Annotated in this window: 10 protein-coding genes; 4 read left to right on the top strand and 6 right to left on the bottom strand. The window is 37.5% G+C overall.

Annotated features, from left to right (window positions below; all coding sequences use genetic code 11):
• The first annotated feature begins 81 nt into the window (after positions 1-81).
• Complete coding sequence (brnQ, locus tag CBF30_RS08220) at positions 82-1,434, top strand: branched-chain amino acid transport system II carrier protein (protein ID WP_126825018.1); 1,353 nt, start codon at positions 82-84, stop codon at positions 1,432-1,434.
• Positions 1,435-1,786: 352 nt separating this feature from the next.
• Here brnQ and CBF30_RS08215 read toward each other — a convergent pair whose 3' ends face one another.
• From CBF30_RS08215 to CBF30_RS08200, 4 genes are all read right to left on the bottom strand, one after another.
• Complete coding sequence (locus CBF30_RS08215) at positions 1,787-4,990, bottom strand: DEAD/DEAH box helicase (RefSeq protein ID WP_126825016.1); 3,204 nt, start codon at positions 4,988-4,990, stop codon at positions 1,787-1,789.
• A 14-nt stretch (positions 4,991-5,004) separates the two neighbouring features.
• Positions 5,005-8,199 carry an AAA family ATPase gene (locus CBF30_RS08210; RefSeq protein WP_126825013.1) on the bottom strand — a complete coding sequence of 1,065 codons (3,195 nt, stop codon included), beginning with the start codon at positions 8,197-8,199 and terminating at the stop codon, positions 5,005-5,007.
• 2 nt (positions 8,200-8,201) lie between these two features.
• Positions 8,202-9,344, bottom strand: a complete 1,143-nt coding sequence (locus CBF30_RS08205; protein ID WP_126825010.1) for an exonuclease SbcCD subunit D — start codon at positions 9,342-9,344, stop codon at positions 8,202-8,204.
• Positions 9,345-9,461: 117 nt separating this feature from the next.
• Complete coding sequence (locus tag CBF30_RS08200; protein ID WP_126825007.1) at positions 9,462-10,076, bottom strand: lysophospholipid acyltransferase family protein; 615 nt, start codon at positions 10,074-10,076, stop codon at positions 9,462-9,464.
• A 145-nt stretch (positions 10,077-10,221) separates the two neighbouring features.
• Here CBF30_RS08200 and CBF30_RS08195 point away from each other — a divergent pair, with 145 nt between their 5' ends.
• Together CBF30_RS08195 and CBF30_RS08190 are read left to right on the top strand one after the other, a co-directional pair.
• Positions 10,222-10,959: a tRNA1(Val) (adenine(37)-N6)-methyltransferase gene (locus CBF30_RS08195; protein WP_126825005.1), complete on the top strand. Its 738-nt coding sequence runs from the start codon at positions 10,222-10,224 to the stop codon at positions 10,957-10,959.
• The gene (locus tag CBF30_RS08190; RefSeq protein WP_211340489.1) at positions 10,952-11,224 is read left to right on the top strand and encodes a GIY-YIG nuclease family protein; all 273 of its coding nucleotides are present in this window, start codon (positions 10,952-10,954) and stop codon (positions 11,222-11,224) included. Before CBF30_RS08195 ends, CBF30_RS08190 begins: the two co-directional genes overlap by 8 nt.
• A 110-nt stretch (positions 11,225-11,334) precedes the next feature.
• Here CBF30_RS08190 and CBF30_RS08185 read toward each other — a convergent pair whose 3' ends face one another.
• Entirely contained in the window at positions 11,335-11,892 is a 558-nt protein-coding gene (locus tag CBF30_RS08185; RefSeq protein WP_126825002.1) for a TetR/AcrR family transcriptional regulator, read from the bottom strand.
• 130 nt (positions 11,893-12,022) lie between these two features.
• Here CBF30_RS08185 and CBF30_RS08180 point away from each other — a divergent pair, with 130 nt between their 5' ends.
• Positions 12,023-12,520: an HXXEE domain-containing protein gene (locus CBF30_RS08180; RefSeq protein ID WP_170168979.1), complete on the top strand. Its 498-nt coding sequence runs from the start codon at positions 12,023-12,025 to the stop codon at positions 12,518-12,520.
• Between the two features lie 104 nt (positions 12,521-12,624).
• Here CBF30_RS08180 and ilvA read toward each other — a convergent pair whose 3' ends face one another.
• Positions 12,625-13,890, bottom strand: coding sequence for a threonine ammonia-lyase IlvA (ilvA, locus tag CBF30_RS08175; protein WP_211340497.1), 1,266 nt, complete (start codon positions 13,888-13,890; stop codon positions 12,625-12,627).
• Positions 13,891-13,903 lie beyond the last annotated feature (13 nt).

Genomic DNA, 13,903 nt, shown 5'->3' with positions numbered 1-13,903 from the left:
ATAGTTCATGCAAGTGCAAAAAAAAAAAACAATTAACTTCTTTTCATTTATATAGTAGAATAATAAAAATAGGAGGTACTTATGACAAAAAAAATATCTCTAGGAAACTATCTTGCTTTAGGCTCTATGTTATTCGGTTTATTTTTTGGAGCAGGAAATTTAATTTTCCCTGTTCACATGGGACAAGAAGCAGGCAGTCATGTTGCCCTTGCAACACTTGGTTTTTTGGTCACTGGTGTAGGGCTGCCATTTCTTGGGGTGATTGCGATTGGTTTTTCTAAAAGTCAAGGTCTTCACGATCTAGCGAGTCGCATCCATCCATTATATGGGACTGTCTTTACGTTGCTGTTGTATCTAACAATCGGACCTTTCTTTGCCTTACCTAGGACCGCTACTGTGTCTTTTGAGATTAGTTTTTCAAATTATGCAACTCATCCACAACAGGCACTTTTTCTTTTTACTGCTTTATTTTTTATTGTTGCGTTAATATTTTCTCTATATCCAGGAAAAATTATGGTTTGGATTGGGAAAATTTTAAATCCGCTTTTCTTAGTCTTCCTTGCCCTTCTAATTGGAAAAGCCTTTCTAATACCGATGGGGACTGTTCACAACATTACTCCTATTGGTGATTATGGGACACATCCTTTTCTAACTGGCTTTACAGAAGGATATAACACAATGGATGCACTTGCTTCTTTGGCATTTGGAATCATTGTGATTCAAGCATTAAAAGATCTTGGTGTAGAAAAACCCAAACAGATTGCTGTAGACACTTTCAAGTCCGGCATTATTACGCTCATATTAATGAGTATTATTTACGGAAGTTTGGCCTATATTGGAACATTTAGTAGCCAACAATTTGCGGTTTCTAAAAATGGGGGGATCGCCCTCGCTCAAATCGCTCATTACTATTTTGGTTCAGCTGGTAGTATTTTATTAGCGGTAATTGTCACGCTTGCTTGTTTAAAGACAGCGATTGGCCTTATCACTGCTTGTGGTGAAACCTTTCATCAACTATTCCCCAAAATACCTTACAAGCTACTTGTTGTGGGCATTAGTCTATTTAGCGTCTGTGTGGCAAACTTTGGCTTAACAGAATTAATTCAAATTTCACTACCGATGTTGATGTTTTTGTATCCACTTGCGATTACTTTGATTTTTCTCGCACTGTTTTCTCCATTGTTTAACCATCAACGGATCGTGTATGTGATGACTACCATTTTCACACTCATTCCTGCCTTGATAGAAGGGCTAAAAACGTTGCCTCCTATCATCAGCAAGCAACCTGAAGTATTCAGGCTCACACAATTTTTCGATCAGCTATTTCCCTTTTCTAGTTTAGGTATGAATTGGGTGATTCCTGCTCTGTTAGGTCTTTCTACTGGTTTGATTTTATCCATTAATTCTCACAAACCCACTATCCATAGAACTTAAAAACAAATCAAGCTAACGACAAAAACACCTCCGTTATATTCTTCTCCAAAAGAAGAACAACGGAGGTGTTACTTTATGTCGATAAAAAAGAACAAGTATCAAAAGGATTATTTGGTTTTGATAAAAAATTTTAGCCTTCCCTCACATAGGAGTATTGCTACTTTAAAATAGAAGATAAAGACTACTCTTTCTATTTGATTAACTATTAAAAGACTGTTACTACTCACTATCCGATTATTACTTATTTCCCCACTTAAACTTTAATTTATTTTTTAGTGCTTAAAAATCGTGTTCTCCTGAACCTTTTTCTTTTTCATACTCTCCTTTATTTGCTCCGGTGATACTTAAAAAACTACTCATTTCCCATTTGGAAAATTTCACGAATATCAGATTCAGTCAAGTTGGCAAGGGCTTGCTCTTCTTCTGCATTCATAATTTTTTTAAAGAGAGCTCTCTTTTCATTTTGTAGTTGATACATTTTTTCTTCAATCGTTCCTTCTGCAATCATGCGCCAGACTTCCACAACTTTCTTTTGTCCAATACGGTGCGCTCTTCCAGTTGCTTGTTCTTCAACTGCTGGATTCCACCAAAGATCATAAAGAATAACCGTATCTGCTCCAGTCAAGTTGAGTCCCGTACCACCAGCTTTTAGTGAAATTAAGAAAATATCTTTTTCACCCGCATTAAACGCCTCTACCATATCCATCCGGTCTTTTGGTTTGGTGCTTCCCCGTAAATAAAAACTACTTAGCCCTAATTTTTCCAGCTCCGTTTCAATCCGAGATAACATACTCGTAAATTGTGAAAAAATCAAGACTCTTCGCTTGTTTTGTTTGGCTACTTGAATCATCTCTTTTAGTTGCTCTAATTTACCAGAGTCGCCTTGATAGTCCTCAACAAACAAGTGAGGATCGCAACAGATCTGTCTAAGCCTAGTCAAACCAGCCAGTATCGATAGGCGATTGCGTTTAAATTCATCATGACTCATACCATTTAGTGTTTGTTGCATTTGTTTTAGGTAAGCAAGATAGACTTTCTTTTGTTCCTCAGTTAACGAACTGTATAAGTTGGTTTCTATTTTTTCAGGTAAGTCTTTCAAAACATCTACTTTTTCTCTTCGTAATACAAATGGTTGGATCATTTTAGCAATTTGTTCTAATGATAAAACTTTAAACTTTTTCATTGGAGGGAAAAAACCTGGCATAAGCATTTGAAACAGCGCCCATAATTCTTCAATATTATTCTCAATAGGTGTTCCACTAAGCGCAAAGCGATGGGTACTTTTCAATTGTTTTAAAGACTGAAAGGTTTTGGTTGCAACATTCTTGATCATCTGCGCTTCATCTAGGATTAAGCAATGTACTTGTTTGTCTTGATACAATTCAATATCTTGACGAATCGTTGAGTAAGAAGTAATCCATACATCTTTTTCTTCGTAATTAGAAAGCAATTCTTTTCTTTTTTGTTTGTTCCCAATGACCACTTCGGTTTGAAGCGATGGTGCAAATTTCTGACATTCTACTTGCCAATTGTAAACCAGACTTGCAGGCGCAACAATAACAGTTGGTCTTGTTTTAACGCTGTTTTCTTTTTCAGAAAGAATATACGCAATCGTTTGAACCGTTTTTCCTAACCCCATGTCGTCCGCTAATATGCCCCCAAATCCATAACTACTAAGCATTTTTAACCAGCGAAAACCCGCTTCTTGATAAGGTCGAAGTGTTGCATCTAACGTTTCGGGTAAGGTGGTTTGATAATTTTCTGGATGCGTGATATCTTGCACCATTTGGTCAAACTCTTGACTAAAATCACTGTCTGAAACAGCTTGGAACGCTTCATTTACTTGAAGACTGTTATACTTAGGCACTTCAAAATGCCCTTTGTTTACTTGAAGATGCCGACGTAATTTGGCTAACGCCTGACTTGTTTGTCGAAATTCTTCTGAATCTAAAGAGAGCAACTGTCCATTTTTCAGTTGATGGAATTTTTCTTTACGCAATAAGCTTGCCATAATAGCATCAATTTCATCTTCCGCGATATCTGATACGTCAAAACGAACATCTAGCCATGAATCTTTTTCTATCACTTGAACTTTCGGTTGATGCTGCATCGCATCTAAATAAAGAACCGCTAAGTCATCCTCGACTTCAACTGTCGCAATTGTTTTCCAAAAAGGGATTTCTTCTTTAAAAAAGGCAAACAGCTCTGCATGAAGTGGAAGGCTTTTTGCAAATCCTACTGTCTTTTTCTGATAGCCATATTGTTTTATTAGTTGAACCACTCGGTCTTCTTCTTTTTGGTTGCGAACAATATAGTTAGACTTTTCGTTCTTTGTTGTATAGGCTTTGTCCGTTGAAAAAGTACAATCTTGATAATGAAAGTCAACGCGAAGCAGCAGCTGTTTTTCTTGTTTCATGAATGTCAAGCTTACCTCAAGTGGAGCATGAATCATTTCTGATTGTACGGAGTCTTCTACCGTGACCGTTCCAATTTTTTCAAGTGTTGGTAGTACATATGCAAAAAGATCGGCTAATTGTTTTTCAGGGTAAAAAAATTCTGGAGTTTCGGTTCTTTTTAATAATTGCATGAGTGCCACATACACTTTTTGCTGTACTTGCGTCAACTCAATAATCTTCTTTTCGTAAACTAACCAACCATAACTCTCGAAGTATTTCACAGGCAAGTGATGAACTGATAACCTTGCACCATCCTCAGTTTCAGATACGATAAATTCAAGGTCTGGAAGCTCTGCTCTGAAATGATTGAGCTCAATGGTTGTTTTGTCAATATGTAGTTTGCACCCCTCATTTTCCATCAAACTTTCTATGACCTCTTTAGCCTGCCCCATCGGTAACAATACAAATCGCTGTGTGAATTTCTCTTTCACTTGTCCCGTATTGGATAATAGGGTTTGGTTGTCACGATGAATTTGCGCATATTGCTGTAATCGTAACCGATCCCTGTCTGTGAAATTTTGTGACTGCAGGTAAAAAACATGCTGACTATTGACTTTATAAGCTTCTTCTTTTTCCAAAACAGAAAAAAATTCTGTTACATTTTTGATTACATAAGTCCGCTCATTTACCCAACCAATTTTCAAGTTCAATCCTAAAAATGCTTTTTCTGGATAATAGTTTGAAATATCAATATTCTCGATACTAACTTCTATTTGTAGTGCTTGTTTTTTTAGCATTTGGGTATGCAAGTCTTCTTGCAAATGAACAAATGTATCTGTAAAAATATTGGCTAAACTAGGAGGCTGGTGCGTTGTTTTAAGCTGAGGATTTTGTTGCATCACCCTTGATAAGCCATTCTTCCTTAGCGCAAGCTCTGTAGCTACAGTATGCTTACAGTAGCCATGTTCTTGCCAGTACGGACAGGTGCAAATATCTGCTTCCTTGGTTGTCCCGTCTAATTCAACATGATAGACCTCAGATCCTAAGACATCCGCATACCAAATTTGTTGTTCTACATTTTGTGTAATTTTTACCACACGATTTTCGTTCACATAATTACGACCACGATCAATAATTCTTTCTGGAATTGACCACTTCATTTTTCCACCCACTTTTACTCAAATTCAGTCTGATAAGCAATCACACTCTGCCCGGTTCCTTTCGTTTTTACTTTCAGTTGCTGAGGAATTCGTTCTTTCAGTTCTTTGACATGACTGATAATGCCAATCATACGACCTTGACTTTGGATTTGTTCCAACGCTTCCATTGCCATCTCTAAGGACTCTTCATCTAATGAGCCAAACCCCTCATCGATAAACAAGGTATCAATTGTCACACCACCAGATTGTTGTTGTACTACCTCAGCTAAGGAAAGAGAAAGTGCTAACGCCGCAATAAAGCTTTCCCCTCCTGATAAGGTATTCACACTTCTAACTTCCCCTACATTATCATCATACACATTAATAGCTAAACCTGTTTGACTTTTATAGGAGCCATCTTGGACATTTAATTCAAAACTATAGCGTTGATTGCTCAAATTCATAAAGTAGCCGTTCGCAACGCGTAATACTTCTTCCATATAACTTTGAAGCACAAAACGTTCCAAACTCAATTTACTTTGTGTTCCATCTCCACTTACAACTTCTGATAACTGATTTAACTCTGCCAATATCTGCCATTGTCGTTTAATTTGTGTCCGTTTTTCTACAATACTTTGGTAGATCCTTTGATTTTGGGCAACGGTTTGTTCAAGGATTAGCACAGCTTTTTCTAACGGATTTAACGCCTCTTTTTCGCGTGCAATTCTTTGCTCTAGTTCGACAATTTCCGGTTTTTGTCGGCCAGCAATTTTATGCTCCAAACTCTTAGCCTCGAGCTGGATCCTCTGTTGCTCCGTTTGGTACGTTTCGAGTTGTTGACTCCATTCAGGTAGTCGATTTTTTTTCTGATATAGTTCCTCAAAATCCTTTTCGGTTAGCGTAGCAGATTGTTCGGATAAAACTTTGGCAAAGCGTTCGGACAGGCGGACAAGCTGTTGTTCTGTTTGTGCTTTATACGTATCTTTGCTTTTACTTTCGGTTTGAAAACGCAAGACGACATTGGCACTGTTTTGATACGCTACTTCTGTTGCCTTCTTGTCCGTTTCATATTGTCTAATCGCCTTTTTATTTGCTTCAATTTTTTCAGCAAAATTAATTCCTTGCCATTTAGTCGGTAGTTGTTGCTTTAAACTGTCCAAACTTGAAGCAAACTGTCCTAATTGCTGTTTCGTTTCTGCTAGCGTTGCTTTTAATCCCTCTAGATCTTGAATAGCCAGTTTATTTTGCTCTGCATTGCTTGTATACTCGGCTTGTTTCTTTTCAATTTCGATTAGTGTTGCTAAAGTATCTTGTTGCTCTCGTTCTACTATTTGTTTTTGCTTGTTAAGACAGTCTAGAAATTCTTTCCAAGCTGATTTTGACTCCGAAAAAGAATCAGGCATCACTATGTGAGTGTTGGATTCTCTAAAGTCCGCTAGACGCACGATGACTTTATCCTTTTCTTTGGCATATTCTTTTTGGTTGATTCGCAATTTTTCTTGATTAGAAGCAAGCTGTTGCTTAGATTGCATCCATTTTTCTAACAACTGCATACGCTCATCTTCTACTCTTGCGTAATCTTGTTCCAATTTCGCTAACACTTCTTTTGAAACAGCAGCTGACTGAAAATGGGGCTTGGGATGTTCCGTTGAACCACACACAGGACAAGGCTCCCCTTCTAATAAATCCAAACTCAGACGCGCGATTTGGGCGCTTGCCCAGTCACTTTTCAACTGTGCATACTCTGCTTCCTTGAGCGTAACTAGTTGTTCCAATTGAATCGACTCAAACTGCTTTTCCTCCACTGATTGTTGTAGCTCATTGCCTGCTTCAAAAAGTTTGGCACCTTTTTGACTCTGTTCGATCAGTCCTTGGACTCTTTCAATAGAGCGTTCTAATTGATTTTGTTGCTTTAATAACTGTGGCTCTTTTTGGATTAGTTGCGCTAGTTGTTGCAGTTGGAATGCTTGTTCATCGATTTTTTTTTGACAATTTTCATAGGCCGCAGTTTGCACTTTAAGTTGTTCCTCGTAGTATGTTTTCATCTGACTCTGCTCATCAATCTTACCGATAAGAGGCAAAAGCTGTTCCATCTGGACTACTTGTTCACGTTTAGCCTGATATTTTTTTTCTTGCTGTGAAATATGTGTAACTTTTTCTTGAAATAGTCGCTTTTCTTCCTGCGCCTCTTTTAGCATTTGTTGCCTTGCCGAACACTCTTTTTGGGCATCAAGCAATTCTTTTCGCACTTCCGTAAGCCTAAGAAATGTCTCTTGATGTTCAATAGACCACTTGATTTGAGCAATCTCATCCTGTAATTTTTGCATGGCCGTTTGCTGCATCTTTTGAACACGCTGTTTTTCTTGGAGCTTTTCATGTTCTGCATAATAACCTAACAAAACTTGTTCTTTTTGAAGTTGATCCATCAAGACATCATATTCTTTTCGCTTAGTTTCCACTTGCTTATTTTGCAACTTGATTTGGTCGTGGTAAAAATTTTGTTGCTCCAAAAGATAGGCAACAATCGCTTCTACATTTTGGGTTTCACTCACTTGTTTTTGATAACGTTCATGCCAATTTGCTTGTTTTAGCAGTAATTCAATACTTTTTTCTTCTTCGGCTAGAGATGCTTGCTGTATTTTTTTTCTTTCTTTGATTTGGAAGGCAAATTCTCGGTAAATGTCTGTTGCAAACAACTTTCTAAGAACAGTTTCTTTTTCATTACTATTTGCATTTAAAAAGCGCCGAAATTCCCCTTGTGGAAGTAAAACAATCTGACAAAACTGAGCAGCATTTAAATGCAAGAGTGACTCAATATACGCTTGTATTTCTTTTTGCTTTTTGAATTCCTCTTTTTCTATCCCTTGTAAGTCATAAATAGTTAATACAACTTTGGCAGGTTGCTCTCTAGTCCCTTCCCCACGTTTTTTTTGTAAGGTCTGTTCGGGCATGCGGAAAAGTTGATAAATAGACTGGTTATGTTGAAAGCGAAAAGAAACCTCTGTTGGAGTACTCGGCTCCGCAAAATTGGACCGCATCTCTTTCCCTTGACGCAATCCACCTGAGGTTACACCGTAAAGGGCGTAGCACATCGCATCAAAGATCGTGGTTTTTCCCGAACCTGTTTTCCCACTAATTAAAAACAAGCCCCTATCTTCAAACTGACGAAAATCAATGTTGGCTTCTTTATAAGGTCCAAAATTTTTTAGATTTAGCTGCATTGGTTGCATGTTTAGCCTTCACTTCCAATCTTCTTTTGGCTTTCAAGCAGTGCTTCTATCATCACTTTTTCTTGTAGTTCCGTAAGAGTTTCTCCGGTCGTATCTTTGAAATAATGACGAAAGAGAGCTGCTGGATCTAATGACTTCAACTCTTTTATGTCTCGCTGTTTTTGCTTCGTAACTTCTCTGCCCTGAGCGCGTTCTAAGTGAATAATGTTGGGATAAATACTTCTTAGTTGTGCCATAACATTCGGAATTATTTGCTGATCTTTCAATGAAATTCCAATGTAATTTTCACAACAAATATTTTTATAAAAATCAGGTGACATCAGCGTTTGAAATGTTTCTTCGATACACATTACCTCTTTTAAGGGCGTAATCTTTTGAAAAGCTTGGGTTACTTTGTGCGCGTTAATTTCGACAATCCGAACCCCTTTTTCTTGCTTCCATTCTGATAAAGAATATTTTAAAAGTGTCCCACTATACTTGATTTTCTCATGACGTAATGCATTTTTATTGTGTAAATGCCCGAGCGCCACGTAATCAAAGTCTTCCATCAGCGTGACAGGGACCGCCTCCAAGCCACCAACGGTCAGTAGCGTTTCAGACTCACTTTTTTGACTTCCCGCTGCAAAAAAGTGAGCAACGAGTACCTGATTTTTATTGGAATCAAATTTCTTTTTCATTTTCCTTACAATTTTTTCCATGGCCTCTTCAAGCGACTTGATGCTTTCGTCGTGAAAGTAACGTCTAGCTTGAAACGGCTCAAAGTAGGGCAATAAGAAAAATTGGGTATCCTGCATTTCGATTGGCTCAAAAGCTTGTTCTAAGCTTGTATGCAAGTGAAACTGCGTATGCTCAAACCAAGGACCACCGGTTTCAAGGCGTGTACTACTATCGTGGTTTCCAGAAATTGCAAGAACCGGAATTTTTTTGTCTAAGTTTAAAGCGATCATCATCTGATTAAAAGCTTCTACTGCCTCTGTCGCCGGAACGCTTCGATCATATAAATCCCCCGCGATCACGATAGCATCCACTTGCTCTTGTTGCGCAATATCGACTACCTGCTTAAAAGCATGGCGCTGTTCCTCTAATAAATCAAAACCATTTAATTTTCTGCCGATATGCCAATCTGCTGTGTGTAAAATTTTCATTTTTTCACCTCTTCAAAAAAATCTCTTCCAATTATTATAACAAATATTTGAAGATAATGAAAAAAGAACAAGACTGGCTTTCATTACCAATCTTGTTCTTTTAAAAAAACTACTTGTTTACTTACTTTTAGAATAATTAGGATTCACTTCTTGATCTAATTTTAGAAAGGCTGCGTTCATTCGTTTTTCAACCTCTTCCATCCCAGCTTTATCCATTTTTTTGATATCACTCGTATCAATTGGTTCCCCAAAACGTACAATCACACGCTTCCTTAAAAACAAATGACTAAACTTTTCTGGTCCTTGATATACCGCAGGGACGATAGGCACTTTTGCCATTTTACTAATTAATGCTGCACCGCCCTTTAACTCATCTGAATGTCTAGTTCCACTTGGAAACATAATCAAACCTAAATTTGTATTTTTAAGCATTTTGACTGGCGTTTTAATTGTGCTTGGTCCAGGATTGTCTCTTTTCACTGGAAAAGCATGGGAATGCACAAGAATCCATTTAAGAATAGGGTTTTTGAATAATTCTTCTTTTGCCATAAAGCCAAACTCTTTTGGTGAAGCGGCGAGTGCAAAAAAGAGTGGATCCCACCACGTACGATGTGGTCCTACAAGGATGTAGTTTTGATCTTTGGGTAGACGCTCTTTTGCCTGATATCGACAATTTCCATTAATAATTAGAACAATAATTCGAACAACCATTCTAATAAATCTAAAAAACATTTTTTTCCCCTCACTTTGCTATTTCTCTAACAGTATGCCGAAAAAATTCCCATCTGGCAAGTTTTTTCTTTTATCCTATCAAGCTCATGGGGGAAACATGCTATAATAAATCCGACTATAATTATTAGGAGGTATTTCTCTTGTCATGAATCTAAATCCTGGAGAACGAGTGGATCAACTTTATGCAAATGATGTCCAGATCATTCAAAGCAAAGAAGTTTTTTCCTTTTCATTAGACGCAGTGCTTTTAGCAAATTTCGCTACACTCCCGCAAAAGGGACATATTGTTGATTTGTGTGCTGGAAATGGCGCGATTAGCCTTTTTATGAGTAAAAAAACACAAGCCCTGATTACTGGGATTGAACTTCAAAAACGCTTGGCAGATATGGGAAAACGGAGTATTAAACTGAATAACCTCGAACATCAACTGGAAATACATCAGTTAGACTTAAAAGATAGTTTGACTAAAGTAAGACATGACTCTGTTGACCTAGTCGTTTGCAACCCGCCTTATTTTAAAGAACTGCCTACAAGTAAAAAAAATCCTAATCCTTACCTTGCGCTTGCACGCCATGAAATTCAAACCAACCTAAATCAAGTGGTCCAAATGGCAGCTCGTTTGCTCAAAACAAACGGGAAGTTCGCTCTCGTCCATCGTCCTGATCGCTTTTTAGATATTTTAGCAGCATTACAATTAGCTAAATTAGCACCCAAAAGAGTACGGTTTGTCTATTCAAAGCATGAAAGTGAAGCAAACATGGTCTTGGTTGAAGCAATAAAGAATGGAAAAACAGATGGTTTCAAAGTCTTGCCTCCTTTATTTGTTTATGATAACTCTAATCAGTACTTACCAGAGGTTAGGAGGATGCTTTACGGTGGATAAACAATTTTATTTCTATGTTTTAAACTGTGCAGATCAGACTTTCTACGCTGGGTATACAACGGATCTAAGCAGAAGACTATCTGAGCACAATCAAGGGACTGGTGCAAAATACACTAGACTTGATAAAAGACGCCCCGCTCGTATGATTCATGCTGAAGTGTTCTCAAGTAAGAGTGCAGCAATGAAAGCAGAATATGCGTTCAAACAACTTTCCCGTGTACAAAAAGAATCCTATTTGAGTACGCATAAAAGCTGTATCACCTGACTGAGCTTTCCCCTATGACTGGATAAAGGAGTCTCTTGCTTCATGTAACTGTTACCTGTGGCACACAATCCCTTTGATTTTGTGCCACTTTTTGTCTATCTTTCTTTTATTTATATAGATAGCGTAAGTATTTCAGATATTTTAATAAATTCCCGTCTGATTTGTTCTGCAGATACTCGCTCCTGACTTTTAAGCAACCGTTTAATATAATGCTCAAATCCACCAAAACTAAAGTGCAGAACATTTTCAATAGTTTCTGCTCCATACTGGTCAAACAAGGTCTGCTTTCTTATTTTATATACGTCCATAACCTCTTGTAATATTCTCTCTGAAACTAAAAAGAGTAAATGGTTCGCTACTATTTTTTCAAAAAAACGTTTATGTTTGTTTACCAAATCAAAAACCAGAAAGGCAATATTAGCTAACGTCAGATCCGATGTTTCCTCAATACTCGCCATATAAACTTTAATCAACCTTGCGACTTCGATATTTATCACATCTAGCTTATGATCAAAATTTCTATAAAATGTTTTACGTGATACCATCGCCACCTCACAAATTTCTTTTACGCTAATTTGATGCAGTGACTGATACTCCATGATATCTAACAGTGCTTCTAAAATAAGCTGTTTAGAAAAATCAGATTTCGCATTGCCTTTATTTTTCATTTCACACACTCCTTGTTTTAATCGCTACACTTTTGAGTTTATGTAGCTATTACCCTTGATGTATTGTGCTTTCTTTAAATCTATACTAGCATAATAGATACAAATGTGTCGATTTAAAGGAGGAATTGTTATGTGGCTCAATTTTTTATGGCTACCAATTTTGTTTATCATTCATGATTTTGAAGAAATTATTTTTGTACCAATGTGGATCAAGAAACATACCAAAGTCTTAGAAAAAAAGAACAGACCCTTATTCGGAGGAATTACCAATAGTGCAGTCTTTTCCGTTGGAGTAGTAGAAGAATTTATATTATTGGTGGTGATTTCACTCTACGGTATGATCCATCCAGGTGGTGCGCTTTATTTTGGGGCAGGAATTGCTTATGTCATTCATTTATTTTTACACCTTATATTTTGTATTCAGTATCATTCTTATGTTCCAGGAGTTGTCACTGCTTTTTTGCAAATACCTGTTATGGTCTATCTTTTGCATGAAGTTTACGCTTCACTTGACTGTTCCTTGCCTCATATCGTACTTATCTCTTGTATCTGCTGTGTCCTGATACTTGGTAATGTATTATGTCTACATCAATTTATGCACCAACTGACAAAAAAAGCCTTTTTATAAGTAGGAAATCCAGATATTCAGATGTCCAAATCGCCTTTCTCTCTAGTCTATAAAAAAAAAACGATTCTACTTGCTAGAATCGTTTTTTATCAAATTAAACACTTTTAAACCAATAAAGTATAGAGTGACTGATTTTGACTCAAGTCGATATAATTTGAGTCAAACTGTTCCAAACGCTGTAGCATACTGTCATAATCTTGGCGATTTTTCAACAAAATCCCAATGACAACTGGACCACTCCCTCGATTGACACGTTTCGTATATTCAAACTTTGTAATATCGTCATCTGGACCTAAAACTTCTGTTACAAATTCTCGCAGAGCCCCTGGTCTTTGAGGAAAATTGATGACAAAATAATGTTTGAGTCCTTCAAACATCAACGAACGCTCTTCGATTTCTTGCATACGGTGAATATCATTGTTTCCACCGCTAATCACGCAGACAACCGTTTTCCCTTTGATTGAGTCTTTATAATACTCCAATGCTGCTACACTTAAAGCACCCGCTGGTTCTGCTACGATGGCCTGCTTTGTGTACAGCTCAAGAATAGTTGTACACACTCGCCCTTCTGGGATAAGCGTCACTTCGTCTACGTATGCTTGAACATGAGACAATGTTTTTGCTCCTGCTTGTTTGACCGCAGCTCCGTCTACAAATTTATCAATTGTGTCTAAAGAAATTACTTGATTGCGTTTGAGCGCTTCGGACATGCATGCTGCCCCACTAGGTTCTACCCCGATAATTTTTGTTACAGGACTTTTTTCTTTTAAATATGTTGCAATCCCGCTAATTAATCCGCCTCCACCAATGGCTGCAAAAACATAGTCCGCTTGCCTTGATTCTTTCACTAAGTCTGCTTGCATTTCCACTGCAAGTGTCCCTTGTCCTGCTATGATGGCGTGGTCATCAAAAGGTGCAATAAACACCTGCTGCATTTCTTTTGCAAAACGTTTTGCTTCTTTAGCTGAGGCATCAAAAGTATCTCCAACTAGCCTCACATCTACTTTTCCTTTGCCAAAAAATTCTACTTGTGAAATTTTTTGTTGCGGAGTCGTTGTAGGCATAAAAATCGTAGCTGGAATATCCATTTTTTGTGCGGTATAGGCTACGCCTTGGGCATGATTGCCTGCACTTGCACATACTACACCTTTTTGTGCTTGTTCTTTTGGTAAGCACGAAATAGCGTAATATGCACCTCTTAGTTTGAAAGAACGAACTTTTTGTAAATCCTCCCGTTTTAAGTAGACCTCACATTGATATTTTTGTGATAAATACTCGTCATATTGCAGCGGAGTATGAGTTACCACATCTTTCAATGTCTGATAAGCGGTTTCGATATCTGCTTTTTTTACTAATGGTTCTTGACTCACCACTTCTCACGAC

Origin of the sequence: Vagococcus entomophilus, from assembly GCF_003987595.1 — a bacterium.
GTDB lineage: Bacteria > Bacillota > Bacilli > Lactobacillales > Vagococcaceae > Vagococcus_E > Vagococcus_E entomophilus.
This window is presented reverse-complemented; position numbering and strand designations above follow the sequence as displayed.